This window comes from Tractidigestivibacter montrealensis, from assembly GCF_024741235.1.
In the GTDB taxonomy this organism is placed as follows: Bacteria; Actinomycetota; Coriobacteriia; order Coriobacteriales; family Atopobiaceae; genus Tractidigestivibacter; species Tractidigestivibacter montrealensis.
The window spans coordinates 148,953-172,860 of sequence record NZ_JANSKA010000005.1 but is presented as its reverse complement, the minus strand read 5'-3'; the positions used below and the strand labels follow the sequence as shown (position 1 = coordinate 172,860).

The 23,908-nt window shown below is 63.6% G+C and carries 24 protein-coding genes; 2 read left to right on the top strand and 22 right to left on the bottom strand.

What is annotated here, in order from left to right:
* The first annotated feature begins 3 nt into the window (after positions 1-3).
* On the top strand, positions 4-522 hold the full coding sequence (locus NVS32_RS08380) for an HD domain-containing protein (RefSeq protein WP_258499407.1): 519 nt from the start codon (positions 4-6) through the stop codon (positions 520-522).
* A gap of 17 nt (positions 523-539) precedes the next feature.
* On the opposite strand, the gene NVS32_RS08375 is transcribed toward NVS32_RS08380, so the two are convergent.
* The 3 genes from NVS32_RS08375 to NVS32_RS08365 are packed head-to-tail and all read right to left on the bottom strand — an operon-like array spanning position 540 to position 2,436.
* Positions 540-1,343, bottom strand: coding sequence for a C39 family peptidase (locus NVS32_RS08375; protein WP_258499406.1), 804 nt, complete (start codon positions 1,341-1,343; stop codon positions 540-542).
* 5 nt (positions 1,344-1,348) lie between these two features.
* Positions 1,349-1,846 (bottom strand): acyl-CoA thioesterase, encoded by a 498-nt coding sequence (locus NVS32_RS08370; protein WP_258499405.1) that lies wholly within the window; start codon positions 1,844-1,846, stop codon positions 1,349-1,351.
* Positions 1,847-1,854: 8 nt separating this feature from the next.
* Positions 1,855-2,436, bottom strand: a complete 582-nt coding sequence (locus NVS32_RS08365) for a cysteine hydrolase family protein (RefSeq protein ID WP_258499404.1) — start codon at positions 2,434-2,436, stop codon at positions 1,855-1,857.
* A 110-nt stretch (positions 2,437-2,546) separates the two neighbouring features.
* Here NVS32_RS08365 and NVS32_RS08360 point away from each other — a divergent pair, with 110 nt between their 5' ends.
* On the top strand, positions 2,547-2,747 hold the full coding sequence (locus NVS32_RS08360) for a hypothetical protein (RefSeq protein WP_258499403.1): 201 nt from the start codon (positions 2,547-2,549) through the stop codon (positions 2,745-2,747).
* A gap of 45 nt (positions 2,748-2,792) precedes the next feature.
* On the opposite strand, the gene NVS32_RS08355 is transcribed toward NVS32_RS08360, so the two are convergent.
* From NVS32_RS08355 to NVS32_RS08265, 19 genes are all read right to left on the bottom strand, one after another.
* Positions 2,793-3,155, bottom strand: a complete 363-nt coding sequence (locus tag NVS32_RS08355; protein ID WP_258499402.1) for a DUF1667 domain-containing protein — start codon at positions 3,153-3,155, stop codon at positions 2,793-2,795.
* 2 nt (positions 3,156-3,157) lie between these two features.
* Positions 3,158-4,432: an NAD(P)/FAD-dependent oxidoreductase gene (locus NVS32_RS08350; RefSeq protein WP_258499401.1), complete on the bottom strand. Its 1,275-nt coding sequence runs from the start codon at positions 4,430-4,432 to the stop codon at positions 3,158-3,160.
* Positions 4,429-5,913, bottom strand: a complete 1,485-nt coding sequence (locus NVS32_RS08345; protein ID WP_258499400.1) for an NAD(P)/FAD-dependent oxidoreductase — start codon at positions 5,911-5,913, stop codon at positions 4,429-4,431. The genes NVS32_RS08350 and NVS32_RS08345 overlap by 4 nt, the downstream gene beginning before the upstream one ends.
* A gap of 258 nt (positions 5,914-6,171) precedes the next feature.
* Positions 6,172-8,034 carry an ABC transporter ATP-binding protein gene (locus tag NVS32_RS08340; RefSeq protein WP_258499399.1) on the bottom strand — a complete coding sequence of 621 codons (1,863 nt, stop codon included), beginning with the start codon at positions 8,032-8,034 and terminating at the stop codon, positions 6,172-6,174.
* A complete protein-coding gene (locus NVS32_RS08335) occupies positions 8,034-9,785 on the bottom strand; it encodes an ABC transporter ATP-binding protein (protein ID WP_258499398.1) in 1,752 nt (583 codons plus the stop codon). The genes NVS32_RS08340 and NVS32_RS08335 overlap by 1 nt, the downstream gene beginning before the upstream one ends.
* A 111-nt stretch (positions 9,786-9,896) precedes the next feature.
* Positions 9,897-11,717: an ABC-F family ATP-binding cassette domain-containing protein gene (locus tag NVS32_RS08330; RefSeq protein WP_258499397.1), complete on the bottom strand. Its 1,821-nt coding sequence runs from the start codon at positions 11,715-11,717 to the stop codon at positions 9,897-9,899.
* Complete coding sequence (locus NVS32_RS08325; protein WP_258499396.1) at positions 11,717-12,583, bottom strand: deoxyribonuclease IV; 867 nt, start codon at positions 12,581-12,583, stop codon at positions 11,717-11,719. The genes NVS32_RS08330 and NVS32_RS08325 overlap by 1 nt, the downstream gene beginning before the upstream one ends.
* Positions 12,580-13,812, bottom strand: a complete 1,233-nt coding sequence (coaBC, locus tag NVS32_RS08320) for a bifunctional phosphopantothenoylcysteine decarboxylase/phosphopantothenate--cysteine ligase CoaBC (RefSeq protein WP_258499395.1) — start codon at positions 13,810-13,812, stop codon at positions 12,580-12,582. The genes NVS32_RS08325 and coaBC overlap by 4 nt, the downstream gene beginning before the upstream one ends.
* On the bottom strand, positions 13,809-14,543 hold the full coding sequence (locus NVS32_RS08315) for a zinc ribbon domain-containing protein (protein WP_258499394.1): 735 nt from the start codon (positions 14,541-14,543) through the stop codon (positions 13,809-13,811). Before NVS32_RS08315 ends, coaBC begins: the two co-directional genes overlap by 4 nt.
* A 32-nt stretch (positions 14,544-14,575) precedes the next feature.
* Positions 14,576-15,757, bottom strand: a complete 1,182-nt coding sequence (locus tag NVS32_RS08310; RefSeq protein ID WP_258499488.1) for a cysteine desulfurase family protein — start codon at positions 15,755-15,757, stop codon at positions 14,576-14,578.
* Between the two features lie 5 nt (positions 15,758-15,762).
* Positions 15,763-16,443 carry a ribulose-phosphate 3-epimerase gene (gene rpe, locus NVS32_RS08305; RefSeq protein WP_258499393.1) on the bottom strand — a complete coding sequence of 227 codons (681 nt, stop codon included), beginning with the start codon at positions 16,441-16,443 and terminating at the stop codon, positions 15,763-15,765.
* The gene (locus tag NVS32_RS08300; protein WP_258499392.1) at positions 16,437-17,477 is read right to left on the bottom strand and encodes an NAD(P)H-dependent glycerol-3-phosphate dehydrogenase; all 1,041 of its coding nucleotides are present in this window, start codon (positions 17,475-17,477) and stop codon (positions 16,437-16,439) included. Before NVS32_RS08300 ends, rpe begins: the two co-directional genes overlap by 7 nt.
* Positions 17,474-18,133 (bottom strand): glycerol-3-phosphate acyltransferase, encoded by a 660-nt coding sequence (locus tag NVS32_RS08295; protein WP_258499391.1) that lies wholly within the window; start codon positions 18,131-18,133, stop codon positions 17,474-17,476. The genes NVS32_RS08300 and NVS32_RS08295 overlap by 4 nt, the downstream gene beginning before the upstream one ends.
* Positions 18,130-19,458 carry a ribosome biogenesis GTPase Der gene (gene der / locus NVS32_RS08290; protein ID WP_258499390.1) on the bottom strand — a complete coding sequence of 443 codons (1,329 nt, stop codon included), beginning with the start codon at positions 19,456-19,458 and terminating at the stop codon, positions 18,130-18,132. The genes NVS32_RS08295 and der overlap by 4 nt, the downstream gene beginning before the upstream one ends.
* A 79-nt stretch (positions 19,459-19,537) precedes the next feature.
* A complete protein-coding gene (locus tag NVS32_RS08285) occupies positions 19,538-20,914 on the bottom strand; it encodes a DUF512 domain-containing protein (protein WP_258499389.1) in 1,377 nt (458 codons plus the stop codon).
* A gap of 2 nt (positions 20,915-20,916) precedes the next feature.
* On the bottom strand, positions 20,917-21,759 hold the full coding sequence (gene ispH, locus NVS32_RS08280; protein WP_258499388.1) for a 4-hydroxy-3-methylbut-2-enyl diphosphate reductase: 843 nt from the start codon (positions 21,757-21,759) through the stop codon (positions 20,917-20,919).
* Between the two features lie 2 nt (positions 21,760-21,761).
* Entirely contained in the window at positions 21,762-22,517 is a 756-nt protein-coding gene (locus NVS32_RS08275) for a lysophospholipid acyltransferase family protein (RefSeq protein ID WP_258499387.1), read from the bottom strand.
* Positions 22,514-23,224: a (d)CMP kinase gene (cmk, locus tag NVS32_RS08270; RefSeq protein ID WP_258499386.1), complete on the bottom strand. Its 711-nt coding sequence runs from the start codon at positions 23,222-23,224 to the stop codon at positions 22,514-22,516. Before cmk ends, NVS32_RS08275 begins: the two co-directional genes overlap by 4 nt.
* Positions 23,221-23,907 carry a histidine phosphatase family protein gene (locus NVS32_RS08265; RefSeq protein ID WP_258499385.1) on the bottom strand — a complete coding sequence of 229 codons (687 nt, stop codon included), beginning with the start codon at positions 23,905-23,907 and terminating at the stop codon, positions 23,221-23,223. Before NVS32_RS08265 ends, cmk begins: the two co-directional genes overlap by 4 nt.
* Position 23,908: the final 1 nt, after the last annotated feature.

Here is a 23,908-nt window from a genome sequence, read left to right as displayed (position 1 = left end):
AAGATGAGAACGAAACCCCAGGACCACACGGCCCTTGAACTTGCGATGTTCGATTACGACAAGGGAGACCCCAAGCGCATCCAGCACTTTGTGAAGGTGCGCGCCCTTGCCCGCACCATTGGCATGGCAGAGGGGCTTGACGAGGAGACCTTGCATACGCTCGAGGCGGCGGCAATTGTCCACGACAGCGGCATCCATGAGTCCGAGCGTATCTACCACGACACCTCAGGCAAGCACCAGGAGGAGCTTGGCCCCGGCGTTGCGCGCCCGCTGCTTGAAGCCACCGGCTACGAGCCAGCAGAGGTTGACCGCGTGTGCTGGCTCATAGCACACCATCACAGCTACGCGGACATCCACGACATGGACCTTCAGGTTCTGGTCGAGGCAGACTTCCTGGTGAACATCTACGAGGACGCCATGGAGAGGCCCGGGGCGAGGCGACGTATGGCGGAGTCTGCGGCGGCCAAGATCTTCAAGACCAAGACGGGCCTCGCTTTGCTCCGGGACCAGTTCCTTTCATAGCACCACGAGCGAACAGGTTAGGCTACCGAGAAGCTCCAGATGGCACGCGCCTGCTCGCAGATAATTGAGAGGTCCCAGTGCCAGAGACTGCGGGCACGGCTGTTTGAGTCGTGCACGAGGGCCTTGCCCTTGTCGTCGAGGCCCGCGATGGCTATGTAGTGCCCAACCTTGGTGAAGATGCCGGGTGCCATATTGCAGATGATGGGATGGCCGGCTTCGAGCTCTGCCGCGAGCGCCTCGGGGGTGTTGGCGACTGACGTGCTAGCGAGCCCGAGCTTCTCGGCGCCCTCAGACATGAGAAGCCACGAAGAGCCGTCGCCATCCGTCGAGTAGCCGTTCTCGGTAGCAAAGTCGGCCATCTCGGTGGGGCCGTAGGTCGTGTTGCCGGTGAGGTCGATGTAGACCATCGAGAGCGACGTGGGGCCGCAACCCTGCTTCTCCAGGGTCCCATTGCTGTACGGGTAGTCCTTGTACTGCGGATCAATCTGGTAGAGGTAGGGCATGGAGCCCTGGTGCCACTCGTCTTTGGGTGTGGACTGTGGCGCCTGCGTGACCGGCACGACCTCCTCGTCATAGGCAACGGCGCGCTGCGTACCGGTAGTGTCGATTGCGGTCGCCCAGGTTTCTCCGGGTTGCTCGGCCTCTGGCAAGACGAGGGCGACCACCGCAGCAATCACTGCTGCGGTGGCAACCCCCAGGGCGGCGGCGAGAAGGACGTCTCGCCGCGGAAGGCGTCTGATGCGGCGACGGAAGCGCAGAGCGGCGTGGCGGAGCGATCTTCTCGCGTGCCTTGGACGATATGAGTCATCCTCCTGCTGCATAGTGGCTAGAACCCCTCTGCAGCACGGGTCTTGCGAAAGATGATGCGCTTGAGGGCGTCTTGGTTCTCGCGGCGTTCCTCGTCTGTCTCGAGCGAGAGCCCGTACTCGACGGGTGTGGGCTTACCCTTCTCGTCCACGCAGACCTCGGTGAGGTAGGCAACGTTGATGAGACGGCGCTCCCCGGTATGGACGTCCTCGGCGTACGAATCCACGCGTACCTCCATTGAGGTGCGGCCAACGTAGGTCACCGCTGCGACAATGACCACCACGTCGTTGAGGAAGGCCGGATGCTTGAAGGTGAGCTGGTCGACGCAGGCGGTAGTGACGTCCCCGCCGCAGTGGCGGCGTGCCGCGATGCCGGCGGTCTCGTCAATCCACTCCATGAGACGGCCACCAAAGAGCCGGTTGACGCCGTTGATGTCCTCGTAGCGTACGGACTTGATCGACTCGGTGAGCGAGTCGGATACGCTCTTCTTTCCCTTGGAATAGGTCCTCTCAGCCATGCGTCCCCCTAGCTGCGAGCGGGTTCGGTGCCGAGTGCGGCGAGGACTTGATTGGTGGTGGCAACCTTCGTGCCAAAGCAGCGCTGCATGTGCTCGAGCGCGCCCTCTTGGGTGCCCACGAGGAAGGTGCGCGTGGCGTCTGACACCACAACGGAGTCGTAGCCCAGGTTCCAGGCGTCGGCGAGGGTATGCAGGACGCAGATGTTGGTGTCCTCCCCCACTGCGATGACAGTCCTGACGCCAAGCTCGCGCAGGGTGAGGTCGAGATCCGTCTGGAAGAAGCCCGAGTAGCGCCTCTTGGGAATCACGAAGTCACGCGGGCCGCTGCCTGCTTCGAGTGCGGGGTGCGGGTGAGCCTTGCCCTTGACGCCGTGCTCGCCCCAGAGCGCAAGCTCCCGGTCCACGTCGGGGATGTGCTGGTCGCAGAGGAAGAGCACGGGGAGGCCGGCACTTCTCGCCGCACGTGTGACCTGCACGGCCTTGGCGACGAGTGCCTCTTCTTGGGGATCTGGGTTGTAAAGCGAGTCAGATGCGTCTGTCACGAGAATGTCAATGACAAGCAGAGCAGTCGAGGCTGCGTTGATGTTCATGATGTCCTCCGGTTTCCGTTGGGGTACGTGCTCATGGTACCCTTTGGGACCGGGAGTTTGCCGTCCCACGCGGGACGGGCACCTTTTGCATGCAGGGAGGGACGAGGTCAATGAGCAATGCACCGCAGGTAGTGGACTCGACCGAGGAGAAGCGACGCGCGTACGTGAAGGAGCGCTTCCCCTGCATTGCCGGCTGCGACCAGTGCGGGTTCTGCGCCGCCTACCACGGCCTCGATCCCGAGACGGCCTACGCCGACTATATTGCAGGCAAGGCAGAGTTCCTGGAGGTCTCGCTGCGCTACCGAAGGTAGATAGGAGCGTGAGCCGCCCCTTGGGGGGTGTTTTCCTCCTGGTCCCTATGCGTCCTTTGTTGCCACTATGTCTATTCCGGTTCCAGCGACATCGGCGAGAATGACGTCGCCAATGTGAACCGGTGCGGTTGCCGTAACGTCCGTGAGGGCTCGCACAACGTCGAAGACGCGGCCCTTGGGGACGTCACCCGCCGTCTTGACCGAGACCATCTTCTCCGTCGCTGAGCCCACAACCGGAACCGTGGTGGTCACCACGCGAACGGGGTGCGTGACCTCGTCACGGGCGTACTTGTCACCACGCATGCAGGAGTTGCCTGTGACGCTGGTGATAGTGCCATCATCCGCCAGGGTGACGGCCACGGTGCAGCCTCGAGGGCAGCGGATGCAAGTAAGCGTTCTAGTCTCCATTGCTATGCCTCCTCGAGCGTCACAACGATCTTCTCAAGGCCTGGCCTGGCGAGAAGGTCCTCTCGCTTGAGCGTGACGTCTTCCATCTCGCCGGGCACGAGGATGGGTCGCCGCTTGGAAATGACCCGCTCGTCACCCAGGTACACGCAGATGCGCCTGTCCTCGAAGACACCTCCGACACGGAATCGAATGGTGAGCTTCTCCAGCATGCGCTCGGGGTCGATGGACTGCGGCACCGTGTAGCGGACGCCACCCTCAGCCACAACGGGAATGCCAGGCTCCTCGTCGTGCGCCTGGTGCTGTGCGCAGGCGTCCGCCCACGCACCCGCCGCGGCGCCGGCTGCCGTTGCCTCCTGCGAAACGTAGTCGACAAGGTCGTGCACGTGCAGGACGTTACCGCAGGCAAAGATGCCGGGCACGCTGGTCTCAAGGCTCTCGTTTACCACCGGGCCGCGCGTCACGCGTGAAAGCGCGACGCCTGCCGCGCGCGAGAGCTCGTTCTCGGGCAGGAGCCCCACCGAGAGGAGCAACGTGTCGCAGGGATAGCGATTCTCGGTGCCGGAGATGGGCCGACCCTTCTCGTCCACCTGGGCAATCCATACGGCCTCGACCCGGCGCTTGCCCTCGACACGCGTGACGGTATGCGAGAGGAGTAGCGGGATGCCAAAGTCATCCAGGCACTGGACGATGTTTCGCTTGAGGCCGCCCGAGTAGGGCATGAGCTCTGCCACGCAGGCAACGTGGGCCCCCTCGAGCGTCATGCGGCGTGCCATGATGAGGCCAATGTCGCCGGAGCCAAGGATAACGACCTCGCGGCCGGGCATGAGGCCCTCGATGTTCACCAGCCGCTGGGCCGTACCTGCGGTGTAGACCCCCGCCGGCCTGAAGCCGGGGATGTTGAGCGCTCCTCGCGGCCGCTCGCGGCAGCCCATCGCAAGGACGACGGCACCTGCGGTAATACGCTGCATGCCGCACGCTTCGCTCACGCAGGTGACCACGCGGTCAGGCGAGACGTCCAGCACCATGGTATCGAGAAGGAACTCCACGCCCGCGTCACGTGCGAGCATCTCAAAGCGATCGGCGTACTCGGGGCCGGTGAGCTCCTCGTTGAAGGTGATGAGGCCAAACCCATTGTGTATGCACTGGTTGAGAATGCCGCCGAGCTTCTGGTCGCGCTCGATTACCAGAACGGAGCGCTTGCCCTCACCACGTGCAGAAGTTGCCGCGGCAAGCCCAGCGGGACCACCGCCAATGACAATGACGTCGTAGTCGCTCATGCGCGGTCCTCCCTTGCGATGGAGTCCTTCACATGACCCTCGATGAACTCGGACCCAGGATCTGCCTTGGTGACGTTCTCCATGGTCACGTCGGGGAGCTCTCGAGAGAGGATTTCCATGATCTTGGGTGTGCAGAAGCCGGCCTGGCAGCGGCCCATGCAGGCCCCCGTGCGCCGCTTGACGCCGTCGAGCGAGCGAGCTCCCACGGGACGATGGATGGCGTCGACGATCTGCGCCTCGGTCACATGGCAGCACCGGCAAATGACTCTGCCGTAGAGGGGGTTCTTCTCGCAGAGACTTCCCCACTCCTCGAAGGAAAGGTCGTTCATGTTGGGGATGCCGTGTCGCGTGTCCACAAATTCGTCAGCGGGCTTCCTCTCTAGCCCAAGCATGTTTGTCACGATGCCAGCGACCATGCGTCCGATGGCAGGGGATGCCGTGAGGCCCGGCGACTCGATGGCGGAGCAGTCCACAAAGCCAGGCGCCGAAGGGTTTTCGCCAATGAGAAACTCGTGCTCGGCACGGTGCGCGCGCAGACCGGAGAAAGACGTGATGACCTCGCGGAGGGGGACGTCGGCCACGGTGATGCCGCACTTCTCGGCCACCTCGGCAAGGCCGGCCGCCGTGGTGTCGGTGCCCTCCTTGTCCTGGATGTCTTCGGCTGTGGGGCCAACAATGAGATTGCCGTGGATGGTGGGCGAGACGAGCACGCCCTTGCCCATCTTGGAGGGAAGCGCAAAGACCACGTGGTGCACGTGGTTGCCTGCAGTGGTGTCAAGAAGCATGTACTGTCCGCGGCGCGGGATAATCTCCAGCTTGTCCTCGCAGACCATGTTGTGAATCTGGTCCGCGTAGACGCCTGCAGCATTCACCACGCAGCAAGAAAGGATGCGGCCGCATGGGGTCTCAAGGGCAAAGCCGCCCTCCGGCCTGCGCTCGATGGCCGTAACCGGGGCATCAAAGATGAACTCGACTCCGTTGGCTGCGGCATTCTCGGCAAGGGCAACGTTCAGCCCAAAGGGATCAACGATGCCGGCCGTTGGCGCCCAGAGCGCGCCGACGGCATTCGGCGAAATGTTGGGCTCCATGGAACGAAGCGTGTCTCGGTCAACAATCTGGAGGTCGGGCACACCATTGGCCACACCTCGCGCGAAGAGCTCGCGGAGCCCTCCCATGTCGCGCTCGCTTGTGCACACGACGAGGGAGCCAATGTTCTTGACTGTGAACTGCAGCTTCTTTGCCAGCTCGTACATGAGGGAGTTGCCCTCGACATTGAGTCGAGCCATGAGCGAGCCGGGCATGGCGTCGTAACCGGCGTGCACGATGGCCGAGTTGGCCTTGGACGTGCCACAGCAGACGTCATCCTCGCTCTCGACCACGCAGACGCTCGCCGTGGTCTTCGCAAGCTCTCGTGCCGTGGCGCAGCCGGAGACACCGGCCCCAATGACCACGACGTCGTAGCGGCGTTCCCTCTTCTGCATCGACCCCTCCTCGTTTCCGATGGGTGGACGTGGCGAGGCCAACCCGAGACCTTCGCCGGGGCCGATTATCCACCCCGGCGGGCGAAGCACGTGTGCGTGGTGGACGGACGGTAGCACGGTCCCGTAGAACGGCATCGAACGACCGCAAACGGTGATATTCGTTGACGCAGCTGCAAGCCTTGTCAAAGCCCGCCTGTTGATGGCGACCGAAGGCGCGCCTTGGACGCAATCACGTCTAAAAGCCGCGTTCTTCCCGCGCTACCGTGTCCCCTCGAACTGGCTCTCGTAAAGGCTCGCGTAGAAACCGCCCTGACGCAGCAGCTCGTCGTGCGTGCCACGCTCGATGATGTGACCGTCCTTCATCACGAGGATGCAGTCCGCGTCTCGCACGGTGGAGAGGCGGTGTGCCACCACCAGGGAGGTGCGGCCCTCCATCATTCGATCGAAGGCATCCTGCACCTGCAGCTCGGTGCGCGTGTCGATGGAGCTCGTTGCCTCGTCGAGAAGAAGGATCGCGGGGTCTGCAAGCATCACGCGCGCAATGCAGAGGAGCTGCCGCTGGCCTTGTGAGAGGGACCCGCCGTCCTCGCCCAAGAGCGTGTCGTAGCCCTGTGGCAGCTGCTCGATGAACTTGTGGGCGTGCGCCTGCCAGGCGGCCTCCACCACGTCGTCCATCGTTGCCCCCGCCGTCCCGTAGGCGATGTTCTCGCGAACCGTGCCCCTGAAGAGCCAGGTGTCTTGAAGGACCATGCCAAAGAGGGAGCGAAGGTCCTCTCGACGCATGTTGCTGGTGTCGTGGCCATCCACCAGGATCTGCCCCGAGTCCACGTCATAGAAGCGCAGTAGCAGGTTGATGAGGGTCGTCTTACCGCAACCCGTTGGGCCAACCAAGGCGATTGTCTGCCCGGGGTCTGCTACAAACGAGATGTCCTGAAGCAGCGGATGGTCAGGCACGTACGAGAAGTCAACGTGGGAGAACTCCAACGAGCCTGCGGGCTTCTCGTCCACCTCGGGCTCAGCGGGGTCCGGACTCTGGGCAGGTACGTCGATGAGCGTGAAGAGGCGACGCGCCGAGGCGTAGGCGGTCTGGATTTGCGTGACCACATTTGAAATCTCGTTGAAGGGCTTCATGTACTGGTTTGCATACGAGAGGAACGTCTGTACCTGGCCAACGGTAAGGACGCTCGGCCATCCGGAGATGACGCAGATGCAGCCCACCACGGCAACGACGGCATAAGTGATGTTGTTCACCAGGCGCGTCGCGGGGTTGGAGAGGGAGCTGGTGAACTGGGCGTGCTCCCCCACCCCAAGCAGGTGCTGGTTAATCTCGTCGAATCCGGCCTGGGCGCGGTCTCCGTACGCGAAGGCACAGACAAGCTTCTGGCTTCCCACCATCTCCTCGACATAGCCGCCAAGCGAGCCCTGGAGGGCCTGCTGCTCCTTGAAGCTCTTGGCCGAATAGCGCGCGATGAGCCAGGCAGCGAGCATGGACACGGGTGTCACGATGACCACCACGAGGCCCACGGGAACCGAGATGGAGAACATAAAGACGAGCGTGCCCACGATGGTCACCACGCCGGTGAAGAGCTGCGTGAGACCCTGGAGCAGACCATCGCCAACCTGGTCGGCGTCGTTTACCACGCGGGAGAGCAGGTCTCCATGCGAGTGGGCGTCAACAAACGAAAGGGGCAGGTCGCGAAAGCGCGAGAAGGCGTCAATCCTCAGGTCGCGGACCGTTTCGTACGTGAGCCTGTTTGTGCAGTAGCCAGAGAGCCACTGCGTCACGGCCGCGCCAACAACAACGAGCGCGAGCTCCTGCAGCAGGGCCACAAGCGTTGCAAAGTCAACGTCTCCAGCCGAGACCATGCAGTCGATTGCGCGGCCAATGACGATAGGCACATAGAGCTGGAGCACCACCGAGACGGCGGACGCCACAAAGGAGGCAATCAGCGACACCCGGTGCGGCCGGGTGTAGGCCAGCAGTCGCCTCGTTACCTCGGCCGTGGCGAGGCCCGTCTCGTCAAGCCTACCCTGGGGGTTGTCGTTGTTGTTGCCAATGTCCCCCTTGACGTTGGCCATGATGGTTCCGGCGCTTGCTCCGGCGGCATACGGGTTTGCCATTACGCACCCACCTCCTCAGGGCGGAGCTGCGAGAGGCAGATCTCGCGGTAGATGGGACAGCTCCTCATGAGCTCGGTGTGAGACCCCAGCCCGGCCATGCGCCCGTGGTCGAGCACCAGGATCTGGTCGCAGGACATGACTGCCGAGACGCGCTGCGAGACGATCACGCAGGTAAGCTCCGAGCGGAGGCGCCGGAGCGACTGTCGCAGGCTTGCATCGGTGCGGAAGTCAAGCGCCGAGGCGGAGTCGTCGAGCACCACGATGCGCGGGTGCCCCACGAGGGCACGCGCAATGGTGAGCCGCTGGCGCTGGCCTCCCGAGAAGTTCTTGCCGCCTGCCTCGACTACGGCATCCAGGCCCTGATCCTTGCCCCTCACGAAGTCCGCGGCCTGCGCAAGCTCGAGCGCACGCCAGAGCTCCTCGTCCGTTGCGTTGGAATCGCGCCAGCAAAGGTTCGAGCGGATGGTGCCCGAGACAAGCGATGCCTGCTGGGGTACTGTCGAGACAAGCTCCCGCAGCTGGGAGAAGGGATACTCTCGCACGTCGTGTCCAAAGACGCGGACCTCGCCAGCCGTGGCGTCATAGAGCCTTGGGATGAGGTTCACGAGCGACGACTTGCCCGAGCCCGTGCCGCCAATGATGCCAAGGGATCCGCCAGCACCCAAGCGCAGCGTCACGTTATCGACCGCAGGCCGGGGCGCGCCGTCGTAGGTGAAGCATACGTAGTCGAGCGCGAGGGCCACGCCAGAGGTGAGGGTGCCTGGGGCAAGCTCCACCTGCGTGGTGCCCTCGTCAGAAATCTGGGGCTCGCAGTCGAGCACCTCCATGATGCGCTTGGCCGAGGCGGCGCCGCGGTTGATGGTGATAACCAAGTTGGCCACGTAGACGATGGACACAAGCATCTGCGTCATGTAGTTCACGAAGGCAATGACCTCGCCCTGTGTGAGGTTGCCCGCGTCAATACGTGTGCCGCCCATCCAGAGGATGGCAACGATGCCCAGGTCCATCACTAGCAGCGTAGCAGGGTTGAGAAGCGAGGAGAGCTTGCCGATGGTCACGGCCGTCTGCGTCTGGTCGTCAGCCGCCTTGTGGAAACGCTCGTCTTCGCGTCCCTCCTGCCTGAACGCCCTCACCACGCGGACGCCCGAGAGGTTCTCGCGCGTGACAAGGCTCACCTCGTCGAGGCGCGACTGGAGCTCGCCAAAGAGCGGTACCGACTTTGACATCACGAGCCAAAAGACAACCGCGATGGCAGGCGTGCATACGAGAAAGACAAGCCCAAGCTGGGCATCGATGAGCATGGCGCAGACCATGGAGCCAATTGCCAGGATGGGCCAGCGGATGATCTGCCTGATGCCAAGGGCCACCGTGACCTGTACCTGGTTGACGTCGTTCGTGATGCGAGTGACCAGAGAGGGCGTACCTATACGGTCGAGGTCTGCCGGGGCGAGTTGGTTCACCTTGGCGTACAGGTCGTGGCGAATGTCCGTGCCCGAGCCCTGCGAGACAACGGCCGCCATTTTCTGACACACGAGCGTGAAGCAGAACCCTACCACCGCAAGGACGATAAGTACCACACACATGCGAACCACGTAGCCCTGGTCACGGCTGGTGACGCCCACGTCAATCATACTGGCTACGATGACCGGAGTAATGAGATCAAAGATGACCTCCACGGCCTTGCAGAGCGTGCCAAACACAATCTTTCCCTGGTACTTGGGAAAGACGAACCTCCGTAGAATCTCGCCCAATAGAGTCCCTCCCCCAGACTGTCAGTCTATCCATGATAGGGCTGCCCAGTTGCGGTGCGCATACGGCTTTTATCACGCAACCATTCGTATTGTGTATGGCGCCTCGAGGTCCTACTCGATGCCCAGCTTGTCCGAGAGTTCAAGCCACTCGTCCTCGAGCGCCTCGCACGCAGCCACGGCGTCATCGACCGCTTTCTGGGCGGCAACGAGCTTCTCGTAGTCCGTAGGATCGACCTCTGCAAGCGCCGCCCGCAGCCGGTCCGGCTCCCCCTCGGTCTTTTCCAGCTTGCGCGTAACGGCATCGAACCGCTTCTTGAGTTCACGTCGTTCCTGGTTGGTGAGTTCGCCTCCTTGCCCCCCGGAGGGCACCTGGTCTTCCTGCGCGGAGTGCGCTTCGCGAAACTCCGCTCCGGAAGACGAGGCGCCCTTGGCGTCTAGAAGGTCGAGGAACTCGTCCACGCCTCCAGGGCAGTGGCGCACGTGACCGTCGAGAAGCGCGTATTGGTCGTCGGTCACGCGCTCCATGAGAAAGCGGTCGTGCGAGACCATGAGGAGCGTGCCGGGCCAGGTGTCGAGGAGGTCCTCGAGCACGGCGAGCATATCGGTATCAAGGTCGTTGCCGGGCTCGTCGAGCACCAGTACGTTGGGCTCGTCGAGAAGAACCGTGAGCAGCGCGAGGCGCCTGCGCTGTCCGCCAGAGAGGTCATGCACAAAGTTAGTGAGCTCGGAGCGCTCGAAGCCAAGTCGCTCGAGGAGCTGCGTGGGGCTCTGGGGCTTACCGTCCACATAGTAGGTGCTCTTGTAGCGCGAGAGCACCTCGAGCACGCGCCAGTTCTCCTTCTTAGAAAGGGTGTCCAGGTGCTGCGACATCCAGCCAAAGCGAACAGACTTGCCAATGCGAACGGTTCCGGAAGTTGGCTGCAATTTGCCTGTCATGACCTTGAGCAGCGTCGACTTGCCCGCACCGTTGGCGCCAAGGATGCCGTAGCGGTCGCCGGGTCCAATGGTCCAGGTGATGTCATCGAGCACGCGCGAGCCATCAGGATAAGCAAACGAGACATCCTTCATCTCAATGACCTGCTTGCCCAGCCTGCTCACGGCAAGGCGCTTGAGCTCGATGGGGTTTCTCAGCGGCGGATCGTCGGCGAGAAGGGCTCGCGCCGCCTCGACGCGAAAGCGCGGCTTGCTGGAGCGAGCCTTGGCTCCGTGTGCCAGCCAGTTGAGCTCCTTGCGAAGCGTGTTCTGACGGCGCTCCTCGCTGGCCGCGGCCATGCGGTCGCGTTCGACGCGCTGCTGGATATAGGCCGAGTAGCCACCGTCGAAGGGCTCAATCTCTCGGTCGTGGACCTCCCACATGTGCTCGCAGACCTCGTCCAAAAACCAGCGGTCGTGCGTCACAACGAGAAGCGCTCCCGTGCCTTCCGGCCAGCGGGTCTTGAGGTGGTCGGCAAGCCAGCGGATGGCATGCATGTCCAGGTGGTTGGTTGGCTCGTCCATGAGGATAACGTCCCAGGTGCCCACAAGGAGCCGCGCCAGGTCGCAGCGGCGCCGCTGGCCACCGGAAAGCGTGCCCACGGTGGCATCCCAGTCCACGTCGCCCAAGAGCACTGAGATGATCTGCCGCACGCGAGGGTCAGAGGCCCACATGTAGTCGGGAACATCTCCCACAACGGCACGGGCCACGGTCCAGTCATCGTGGAGCTCGTCGTCCTGGCCCAAGAACCCCACATGGATACCGTTTCTCCAGGTGACGTTTCCTGCATCGGGCTCCAGGCGATGCGCGATGAGCTCAAGCAGCGTCGACTTGCCGTCACCGTTCCTGCCCACCACGCCAATGCGCTCGCCCTCGTTGATGCCTATGGTCTGGTCGGCAAGCACGGGCTTGCCTGGCCACTCGTGTGAGAGGTGCTCGCACCCTATGAGAATCCCCATTAGTCCTTCCCATCTCCCCGGGCAAGTCCCCGAAGGAGCGAAATCTCCTGTGCATATCCCTCGAGCTCGTTGGGAGTCTCGAGAATCATGGGCAGCCCACACAAACGCGGGTTAGTGACAACGGCCTCGAAGGTGGCAAGCCCCAGGGTACCCCGGCCGATCTTCTCGTGCCGGTCCTTGTGGGAGCCAAGCGGATTCTTTGAGTCGTTCACGTGCAGCGCCTTCAGGCGGTCCAGACCAATCACGCGGTCGAAATCGTCGAGCACGCCGTCGAGGTCGTCCACGATGTCGTAGCCCGCGTCGGCCACATGGCAGGTGTCGAGGCACACGCCGAGAAGGTCGCCCTCGCGGGCCCCCTCGATGATGCGGGCCAGCTCCTCGAAGCGCGAGCCGACCTCAGTCCCCTTTCCCGCCATGGTCTCCAGGAGGACGGTTGTCTTCTGGCCTCGAACCAGCACTTGGTCAAGACCCTCGCAGATAAGGCGGATGCCCTCGTCCACCCCCTGGCCAACGTGGCTTCCCGGGTGGAAGTTGTAGTAGTTGCCCGGAAGCATCTCCATGAGCCCAAGGTCGCCTGCCATTGCCTCGCGCGCAAACTCCACCGTCTGGGGCTTGGCGGAGCAGAGGTTCATGGTGTACGGCGCGTGCGCGACAAGGCGCCCAAAGCCGTTTTCCGCAAGGATGGCGAGAAGCCCTGCCACATCGTCAGGGTCGGGGGTCTTTGCACGGCCGCCACGCGGATTTCTAGTAAAGAAGGCGAAGGTGTTTGCCCCAATGCCAAGGGCGGTCCTGCCCATCTGGGCGAACCCGCCTGCAACCGAGAGGTGGCAGCCGATGGTTATCTCGCCGTGGCACGCCTCGCTCATGCGCCCTCCCCCGACACGGCCGCGACAACGCGGTCGCAGATGGCTGAGGCGACCTGGTCGAGCGGGAGCGTGTCGAGCTGCTCCGTGCGGTCTGGCCAAACAAGGGCAATGCGGCTTGTGTCGGCGCCAAACGTGGAGTCCGCACGCGACACGTCGTTTGCCACTATGAGGTCGCAGCCCTTGCGCTCGAGCTTCGCGCGCGCGTTCTTGAGGAGGTCGTTTGTCTCTGCGGCAAAGCCAACTACGACGCGGTCGCCCTTTGCGTGCGAGAGTTCGGCCAGAATATCTGCGGTCTTGACGAGTCGGAGCGTGGAGAGGTCGTCCGTGCCCTTCTTGAGCTTGTGGTCCGCGGGAGCGGCAGGCGTGTAGTCCGCTACAGCTGCGGCGCAGATGGCGGCATCGGCGTTTGTGAAGGCAGCAACCGTGGCATCGCGCATCTGCGAGGCCGAGACAACCGGCACCACGCAGACCCCCCGCGGCGCCGCGAGAGAAACCGGCCCAGATACCAGCGTCACGGTGGCTCCTCGGCGCGAGGCCTCGCGGGCGATGGCATAGCCCATCTTGCCCGTGGAGGCGTTGGCGATGTAGCGCACGGGATCGATGGCCTCGTGCGTGGGGCCTGCCGTGATCACGAGCATCATACCGGCCATGTCCTGCTTAGCTGGGGCAAGCAGGTCGAGTGCGGCGCCAACAATGTCCGAGACTTCGGCAAGTTTGCCCTCGCCCACGTCGCCGCAGGCGAGAAGGCCCGTCTGTGGCATCACAAAGCGGATGCCGCGCGAGCGAAGCGTTGCAACGTTTGCCTGCGTGGCTGGGTTTCTCCACATGTGGACGTTCATGGCAGCCGCCACAAGCACCGGGCAGTGGGCGGCAAGCAGCGTGGTGGAGAGGCAATCGTCAGCAATCCCCATGGCCATCTTAGCCAAGACGTTTCCGGTTGCGGGAACAACCAGAACAAGGTCAGCCCAGTCGGCCAGGAAGATGTGCGGAATGGGAGAGTCCGGGTAGGCATAGAGGTCGTCCGCCACGGGATGACCGGAGAGCGCCTCGAACGTGGGGGTGCCCACAAAGCGCTCCGCATCTGCCGTCATAGTCACGCGAACGTCGCAGCCCGCGTGCTGCAGACCGCGCATAACCTCTACGGCCTTGTAGACTGCAATACCTCCCGTGACTGCGAGGACGACGCGAGGCGCCGCCGGCTCTGTATCCCTGTGCGTGCTCTCGCTCACTTGCCCTCCCCCTCGAGGTAGGGATCGTCCACGATGAGGATGCGGTGGCAATAGGGGCACTCGGCAACGTCGTCACCGTGCGTGAGGTCGTGGAACGAGGCGGGTTGGAGCTTCACGCGGCACACCGAGGGGACGTTGCCCACGAGCTTCTCGACGGCAAGCCCCTTGAAGCGCTTGCGGGCGGCCTCGTAGTCGCTTAGGTGCTTGGGAGAGATCTGCGAGATCACGCTCTTGCGCTCCTCGTCGAGCTGGACGATCTTGCCTCTTATCTGGGCGCTGTCCGTCTCAAAGGACTTCTTCTGGGCGGCCTCCTCCTCGTCGAGGCGCTTAAGCGTGAGCTTAGCGTTGCTCTCAGCGCGCCTGACCTTTTCGAGGTCATCGTCGAGCTGCGCGCGGGTGTGCTCGAGCTTCTCGACCTTCTTGGCAAGCCCGGTGAGGTGCGCCTCGTAGTCTTGGATCTGACGGTAGCCGTGGCTTCCCGAGGCCACCTCTGCCTTGACCTCCTCGGTGCGCGCACGGTAGTGCTCGAGGTCCTCCTGGTTCTCGCTGGCAAAGGTTTCCAGGTCCTTGCGCTGGGCAAAGATCTTAGTCTGCTCGCTCTGCACCTTTCGACGCGCGCGGGCGATTGCCTGCATCTTCTTCTGCTGGGGCATGGCGGCAAGCGTGGACGCCATGCGGAGCATGTCGAGGTCGATCTCTTGGAGCCTGAGGAGCGCCTGTGCTTCTGTCATAAGGCCCTCACCTTCCTTGGTGGGTGTACGTTCTACTGATGACGTGCCTTTGTCCGTTTGACGAGCGAGACGAGCTCCAAAGCAAAGGCCTCGAGGTCCTCCTCGGCTACACGCTCGTCAAAGGAGATGCGAAGAGAGCCAAGAGCCTGGTCACGGCCTATGCCCATGGCTGTGAGCACATGGCTCGCATCAAGCGAGCCCGAGGAGCATGCGGACCCAGCCGAGACCTCGAAACCGCGCTCGTCAAGCCCAAGCACAAGGGATTGAGAGTCGAGTCCTGGTGCCATGACGCTCACCATGCCGGGTAGACGCTCCGCGCCGACCGTAGTCGTGGTCGTGGGAACTATGCCGGTGCCTTCGGCACATATGCGCTGGTAGAGCCTCTCGGCGCGGCCGGACACCTGCGGGCGAGCGGTTGCGATGGAGCCGCAGCAGGCACGTGCGACCGCCGCAAAGGCAAGCGCGCCGCGCACATCCTGCGTTCCTGCACGCCTGCCGGACTCCTGGCCGCCGCCAAAGGACTGCGGGGCGAGAGGGACTCGTCCGCGAACGAGAAGCGCGCCCACGCCCACGGGGCCACCGAGCTTGTGGGCTGCAAGGCTCACGGCATCTGCCTGCGAAATGTCGAGGGGAATGCGGCCAAACGCCTGCACTGCATCGGTATGGAAGAGCGCTCCGGCAGCATGGGCCGCTTCGGCAAGCTCTGACACGGGCTGGACCACGCCCGTCTCGTTGTTGGCGCTCATGACTGAGACAAGCGCGCAGTCGGGACCAAGCGCGTCCTCCAGCGTAGCGCGGGAAACCACGCCATCCCGACCCGGCTTCACGAGCGTCACCTCGAAGCCACGGTCACGGAGTACCCCTGTAACGTCCAGCTCAGAGTCGTGCTCGATGGCGGAGAGAATCACACGCGTGCGCTTTCTGTCACGCTGATGAGCACCTCTTGAGAGGCCGAGAAGCGCCAGGTTGTTGGACTCGGTGCCGCCTGACGTGAAGACCACGTCCGATGGCCTGAAGCCTCCGCCCGCGCAACGGGCGATGTCACGACGCGCCTCGTCAAGCGCACGCGCCGCCTCGCGCCCTAGCGAATGCAGCGAGTTGGGGTTGGCTCCAGCTATGGGCGAATCCTCATAGGCACGCTCGGCGGCAAACGACTCCTCGCGCGCTGGGGCGCTTGCGGCATAGTCAAGGTATACGGTTGTCCGGGCGGTCACGCTACTCACGCTCTCCTCGTAAGGCCGGCCTCGCCAGCCTCGGTAATCTTGCGGACGGCGTCGGCACGGTCGGCCTTGCCAAAGACGGCGCTGCCGGCAACGAGCAGGCGGGCACCAGCAGCGCAGACGTCAGCGGCGTTCGCGGGGGAGATGCCGCCGTCGACCTCGATGATGGGGCTCACGTGACGATCATCGCACAGAGCCTTGACCTGGCGAATCTTGCGAATCGATCCGGGAATGAACTTCTGACCGCCAAAGCCGGGGTTCACGGTCATCACGAGTACCAGGTCAACATCCTCGATGATGGCATCGAGGGCACAAACCGGCGTTCCGGGGTTGATGGCGATGCCAGCCTTGGCGCCCTTCTCGCGAATCAAGTTGGCAAGACGATTGGCGTGTGCCGTGGCCTCGTAGTGGAAGGTCACGATGTCTGCCCCGGCAGCAAGGTACTCGGGAACCATCTGGTCGGGGTTCGAGATCATAAGGTGGGCGTCGACTGGCGTCTTGGTTGCAGCCTTCACAGCCGCAAGCACTCCGGGGCCAAAGGTCAGGTTTGGCACAAAGTGACCGTCCATCGCATCGAAGTGCACGTAGCCTGCGCCCTCGATGGTGGCGAGCTCATCAGCAAGGTGACCAAGGTCAGCCGAAAGAATGGAGGGTGCTACCTGCACGTTATTCTCTAGCATTGCTTCTCCTTTGATGCTATTTCACGCTCTTCCATACCATAGAACTCCGTGCGTGGCGCACGGGTAAGAAGTCCTTCCATCGCATCCCCTATGGGCCTGCCCTCAAAGAGCACGGCGTGCACGCCGGCCGTGATGGGCACCTCGATGCCGCGCTCCTGGGCAAGCTCGAGGACCGATGCAGATGCGGGAACACCCTCGACCACCATGTGCGTGCGGGCCTGATAGGACTCAAGTGTCTCCCCCGCCACAAGGGCGCGGCCAAAGCTCCTGTTGCGCGAGTGCTCGGAGGTGCATGTGACGACGAGGTCGCCCATGCCGGCAAGGCCCATGCACGTCATGGGATCGCCGCCCAGAGCGGCCACGACACGCCCGATCTCTGCGATACCGCGGGTCATGAGGACGGCAAGCGTGTTGTCCCCCATGCCCATACCGCTTGCGATGCCGCACGCGATGGCAATCACGTTCTTCACGGCACCGCAGCACTCGACGCCACGGACATCGTCGCTCACGTAGGCCCTAAAGGTGGGGCCGGCGAGAATGCCCTGGAAGAAGGCAGCAGTCTCGGCATTCTCCGAGGCCACGACCGCCGCCGAGACCATGCCCCGGCAGATCTCCTCGGCGTGGTTTGGTCCCGAGAGCGCGGCAACGCGGGTGGGATTGCCAAGCTCCTGCGCTGCCACTTCGTGCATGAGGAGGTGGCTGCCCCGCTCCATGCCCTTGGAGAGCACGAGCACACGCGCGTCCTCGGCGAGGTGTGGCGCAAGGCTGCGGCAGGTCTCGCGCAGGTAGGCAGATGGCGTGGCAAGGATAGCGGCATCCGCGTCGCATACTGCCAGAGAAAGGTCGCTCGTGGCACTCACGTTGGCCGCCAGCGTGTAGTCCGGGAGGTGGTTGGGGTTCCTGTGGTCGCGGTTCAGGGCAGCCACGGCCTCAGGGGTACGCGCCCACAGCACGACCTCGTTAACGGCAGGCGCAACGAGGCCCGTCATCGCCGTGCCCCAGGAGCCTGCGCCTATGACGGCAACGCGGCTCACTTTGACGTTCCCTCCTCGTGGTGGAACGAGAAGCGCTTCTCCTCGTGGTGCGCGAGCTTTCGGATGTTCTCGCGGTGCGCCCACACGACGCAGGCGGCTACGATGACCATGGGCAGCACAGCAACCGGGCTGTACCCCAGGACGGCCGTCCAGATGGGAAGCGAGACTGCCGCACACGAGCTGCCCAGCGAGACAAAGCGCGTGGGAAGGGCAAGGACAAGGAAGACCGCGAGAAGCCCAAAGGCGATGCGCGGGTCAAGACCCAGTGCCGCACCAAAGCCAACCGAGATGCCCTTGCCGCCATGAAACCCAAGGTAGGGCGAGAAGACGTGACCAAGCACGCATGCCGCGTAGACGCAGGTGAGGGCCCAGTCAAATGGCTGCCCGGGAGCGAATGCCTTCGCCTCGGCAAAAAAGCTGGAGAACGCCCATGTGGCAAGGCCCGTGCAGAGCCAGCCCTTGCCGGCGTCAAGCAGCAGGGTGAGACCTGCCGCCCAAGCGCCCACAGAGCGACCCACGTTAGTGGCGCCAATGTTACCCGACCCCGTATGCCGCACATCGACGCCTCGGGAGCGCGCGATGAGCATGCCAAACGGGATGCCGCAGACAAAGTAGGCAATGGCGCATGCGATTAGCGTAGGAATTACGAGTCTCACTTGTCCCCCTCGGACTTCTTGCGGAAGCGCAGACGTATGGGCGTGCCCACGAGATCGAACCTCTCACGAAGGCGATTCTCGACAAAGCGCTTGTAGTTGTCGTCTACAAGGTCTGGCGCGTTGCACCACACGGTGATGACCGGAGGCTTGGAACCAGTCTGGGTGGCGTACTGCATCTTGAGGCGACGGCCCTTGTCAGAGACGGTGTGGCCCCCCTGGCGAATCTCCTCGAGGAGGTTGTTGAGCTCCGAGGTCCTCAGGTGGGCCGCGCGTGCCTGGGCGGCAGAGACCGCAAACTGTAGGACCTTGTCGGTGGCGCGGCCCGTGAGGGCGGAGATGTTCACGTAGGGCACCCACGACGCAAACTGCATGCGCTTGTCGATGGAGGCGACCACACGGTCGCGCTGGGCCTCGGTCTCGATGAGGTCCCACTTGTTGAGGCAGAGCACCAGGGCGCAGCCGCGGTCGATGGCCATGTTGGCCACCTTCTGGTCCTGCTCGGTGACGCCGTCGGTCGCGTCCACCACCAAGAGGCACACGTCGGCGCGCTCCATGGCCATGAGGCCGCGCACCATGCTGTAGTACTCGACGTCCTCGTGTACCAGGTTCTTCTTGCGCATGCCGGCCGTGTCCACCAGTCGAATCCGCTGGCCCTGCCACTCGATCATGGTGTCGATGGCGTCACGGGTGGTTCCTGCAACATCGGAGACGATGGAGCGCTTCTTTCCGGCAAGGCGGTTGGCAAGAGAGGACTTGCCAACGTTTGGCCGGCCCACGATGGCAAGCGAGAGCACGTCCTCGTCATCCTCAAGCTCGTCCTCTGAGGGGAGGACTGCCACGACCTCGTCGAGAAGGTCACCCGTGCCATAGCCGTGCGTGGCAGAGAGCGGCATGGGCTCGCCCACGCCAAGTGAGTAGAAGTCCCAGAGGTTGTCATTCTCGGTGGCGGGGTTGTCCTTCTTGTTGACGACGAGGAACACGGGCTTGTCCTGCTTGCGCAGGATCTTCGCCACTTCCTCGTCCTCGTCGGTGATGCCGGTTGAGCCGTCCACCACAAAGATGATGGCATCCGCCTCTTCCGCTGCCATAACGGCCTGCTCGCGGATTCGCGGCGCAAAGGTGTCCTTCGACTTGACGGACTCGATGCCACCGGTGTCGATAATCACAAAGTCGCGGCCGTTCCAGTCTGCCTTGTGGTAGGAACGGTCGCGCGTGACGCCACGGCTCTCGTGCACGATGGCGTCACGACTCTGAACAATGCGGTTTACAAGGGTGGACTTGCCGACGTTGGGTCGACCGACCACGGCGACGACAGGCAATGACATGAGGTACTCACTTTCTCTTAGCGTATTTAGCACACTCGAGCATATCACGACCTCGTGAGCGCCTTGCAGCCGGTGAGCCTCACCCCAAACTCTGCGTTACTGCAGAGAGGATGCTCGTGGGGTCTCCATGTGCAATGATCGCCTTGCCGCCACGGCGCTCGATTTCCCTGATGACGTGGCCCTGCGTGTCGCCATCGAGAGTCACGTGATCAAAGTTGAACATGACTTCGGGAAGCACGACCACGTGGTTCTCAAGGTCCTCTGGCAGCTGCGCGAGAAGGTCCTGAGAGACGATGAGGCCCGTGACGTTGACATCTCCACCAAAGTAGTCGTTATGAATGGGATACGTCCGCACGCACCCAGAGGGAGACCAAAGCTCGCAGAAGAACGAGATTGCTGCCTGCGGCGCCTCTCCGCAGACGATAAAGGCCGAGGTTTCACGGCGAGAGAGCTCCGCTTCGCTCGCAGCAAGCTCGGCGGCGTGGTCGCGTGCGAACACCGCCGAGTCGTCGAGGAAGCTCCGCAGCATGCCAATGCCATCGTAGTACTGCGGATATCCGTCGTAAGCCTCCGCTGGCGGCACCTTCACGCCGGCGGCAACGTAAAACTCGTCGGAAAGCTGAAAGCGCGTGGTCCCTAGCTCGTGCCTGGCACGCTTCTGGTAGGGCTCCATGAGCTCGACCACGGCCTTGGCGGATGCCGGGTCATCCGAGAAGGACTTCGAGAACCGACGCGAGAAGCGCGTGTAGCCAAGCGGCACAACCGCAAGCGAGGTGATGCTGGGGCGCTCCTCGATCCAGTCGAGCGTGCGGGCGAGCTCCTCCCCGTCGTTCACGCCAGGGCAGAGCACGATCTGGGCATGCACCTCGATGCCGGCCTCGAGCAGGCGCTCCAGGACGTCGATGCCGCGCTGCGCGTGCGGGCCAATGAGCGTGCGCCTGACCTCGGGCGATATGGCATGGATCGAGACGTTCATGGGCTCGAGCCGACACGTGATGATGCGCTCGACGTCTTCGTCGGTCACATTGGTAAGGGTGACGAAGTTCCCCTGGAGAAATGACAGGCGATAGTCGTCATCACGCAGCGAGAGGGACGGCCTTGCGTCCTCCGGGAGCATGCTCATGAAGCAGAACTGGCAGGCGTTCACGCAGGTACGAATGCCGTCGAAGAGGACATCGGTGAAGTCGATGCCCCAGTCCTCGCCGGGCTCGCGCCAAAGCTCGCAGCCATAGGTTCCACCGTCCCTGGGATCGAAGACCTCAAGCTCGCACGAGGCGCCATCGGCCTCCCAGCGCCAATCGATGAGGTCGCGCAGCTTGTGACCGTTCACGCTCTCTATGCGCATGCCGGGCTCAATGCCAGCCTCCCAGGCGGGGCTCTCCTCCTCTACCGACTGCACCCAGGCGCCAAGGGAGCGTTCGCGCGTGGATGCGTAGTCTGCCCTGTCTCGTGACACCCCTACTCCCCCATCATCGACTTAATTGCGGCCACAACGGCGCGGATCTGCGAGGCAGGGGTCGAGGCGCCAGCCGTGACGCCCACCAGGCCCGCCCCTGCAAACCAGGAAGAGTCAAGCTCATCGGCACCCTCGATATGATGCGTGCGGGGGCAGGCAGCGGCGGCAATCTCGGCCAGGCGCGTAGTGTTGGCAGAGTTTCGGCCGCCGATGACCACCATTACGTCCGCGCGGGCCGCAAGCTCGGCGCAGGCGCCCTGATGTCCCGAGGTTGCCTCGCAGATGGTGTTGACTACGCGAAGCTCCTCTGTGCGCGAGAGCAGTGCCGAGACAACCTCGGCTAAGCGTGCCGCAGACTGCGTGGTCTGCACCACAACGCCGGTCTTGCGCGCATGCGGGAGTGCAAGCGCCTCCTCGGCCGTTCCCACAACTACGGCCCCCGGCGCATGGGCAAGGGTGGCCGTGACCTCGGGATGTCCCGCTTCGCCCACGATGACCACGCGATAGCCCTCCGCAGAGAGCTGCTCGGCTGCACGGTGCACCTTCTTAACAAAGGGACAGGTTGCATCGACCACAGAAGAGCAGAGTTCCCGTGCCTCGGCCTCCTCGGCAGGAGTCACCCCGTGCGTGCGGAGGACAAGCGTGCAGCCTGCAGCGTCGCGCGGATCCTCGACAACGGCGGCACCACGCTCGGCCAAGCTTGCGACAACCCGCGGATTATGGATGAGCGGCCCCAGCGTGCGGACGCGAGACGCCCCGTCCTTAAGGGCGTCCTCGGTCATCTCGAGCGCGCGCTCGACGCCATAGCAGGCTCCGGCCTCGCGGGCAACCTCAACCGTTGCCATGGCTACATCCTTCCCGGGTGCTCTTCGCGAAGCTCGTCTCGGAGGGCGTACACGGCATCCATGCCGGCCTTCGACATGGCGGCGAGTTGAGCCTTCCTGCCCTTAGCGTCCAGGGAGTCCCAGGTTATGGGGTCTCCCGCCTTGAGCCACACACGAGCGAAGCGGTGCAGGTGACTGCCACGCTTCGTGATGTCGCGCGCGCCCACGATGGCCACCGGCTGGACCGGAGCGTGGCCAAGCTGCGCCATGAGCGAGTAGCCCTCGTGGATGGTCACGGGCTCGTCGTCGCTCTTGATGCGGGTGCCCTCGGGGAAGATGAGGACGCACTCGCCACGGTCAAGCGCTGCCTTCGCGCGACGGACGGACTTCATGTCTGCGGTGCCGCGCTGTACCGGAATGGCGCCCACGCGGGTGAAGAACCATGTGACCACGGGCGACTTGTCGAACTCGCTCTTGTAGATGGTGCGCACGCGTATGCCATGCAGCCAGAGCTGGACGATGATGATCACGGGGTCGAGCATAGAGCCGTGGTTCATGACAATGACGCGCGGGGTCTTGTCGTCGACGAGCTTCTCCTTGTCCTCAACGCTCCAGCGCCAACGGAACTGCGTCCATGCCATGCACGCGTAGACGGCGATGCCGAGAAACACACGCGCCGGCAGCGGGAAGTTGCGCATACCCGTGTCGAAGTAGTCGTCAAAGCTGTTGCCGTGGAAGGCGCGCAGGCGCTTCTCGGGCGCCTTCTTCTGGGCGCTCACGAACGGTCTCCCAAGAGCGCTGCCTGGAGCCTGGGGTCAAGCGCGCAGATTGCGGCCACGACTTCGTCGACGCTCATCGAGGACGAGTCGATGTGGTGCGCGTCCGGCGCAGGCTTGAGGGGTGCGGTCTTTCTCGTCGAGTCTAGCTGGTCACGGCGGTTGAGGTCAGCGAGGATGCGCTCGACCTCGGCGGGGTCGGCCGTTGCGCTGGCGTCCTTGGCGGCGTCTCCGCCCTCCCGCTGCACGGCGCGGCGCAGGGCTCGCGCAGAGGGGTCTGCCGTGAGGAAGACCTTCACGTCTGCCTTGGGGAAGACCACGGTGCCAATGTCTCTGCCCTCGGCAACCACATCGCCCGTCTCGCCGTAGGCACGCTGAAGCTCAACCATGGCGGTGCGCACCTCGGGGATGGCAGAGACTGCGGAGACGTTGCGGTCAACCTCTGGCGTGCGAATCTCGGAGGTGACGTCACGACCGTTGGCGGTGACGGTCTGGCCGGCAGGCGAGGTGCCAAAGGTGATGGTGATCGTGCGGGCAACCTGCGTCACGGTCGCCGCGTCTGCAGGATCGATGCCCTGGCGCAGGCACTCGGCGGTGACGGAGCGATACATGGCGCCCGTGTCGAGGTAGGTGAGGTGGCACCTCTCGGCAATTGCATGGGCAACGGTAGACTTACCGGACCCTGCGGGCCCGTCGATGGCGACGATCATGCGTCCTTCCTTTCTGCGACGCCCCAGATGTCCCTGAGGTCGTATGGGTTTGGCTTGGTCGAGCGCTCTATGACCTCATCGGGGGTGAGGTTGAACCCGCCAAGGTAGAAGCTCTTCCCGTTACAGGTGTAGTACGCCGAGCACACGTTTGCCAGATGCACATTCCAGAAGCGGTCATACGGTACATCGTACATGGCGGCGATGAGAATGCGAGAGAAGCCCCCGTGGGTGACAAGGGCGGTTCTGCCGGCAAGCGGCCTCAGCTCGTCCATAAGATGATTGGCGCGGGCGGTCGCGTGCTCGAAGGACTCCGCACCGGGCGCAGGAAGCGAGTGCCCGTGCTCGTCAAGCGGCCAGGGGAACTGAGTGGGGCCAGAATTGCTCGCCTCGAAGCGCGTGCCCTCCAGCTCGCCAAAGTCAAGCTCAACAAGGTCATCGTCAACGCGAACGGGAATGCCCAGGCGCTCCCCTGCCTCCTCGGCAAGGTTGCGACAGCGCGACAGGGGCGAGCACCAAATGCGCTCGGGGGCAAAAGCCACGAGGGCGTCCGCCCCACGCTCGCGCTGCCTCTCGCCACGCGGGGTGAGAGGGACGTCTCTCCTTCCCGAGAAGAAGTGCTCGGTGTTCGCGGGCGTCTCCGGATGCCTCATGACAAGGATCCGCTGCCTCATGCCAAAGTCCACG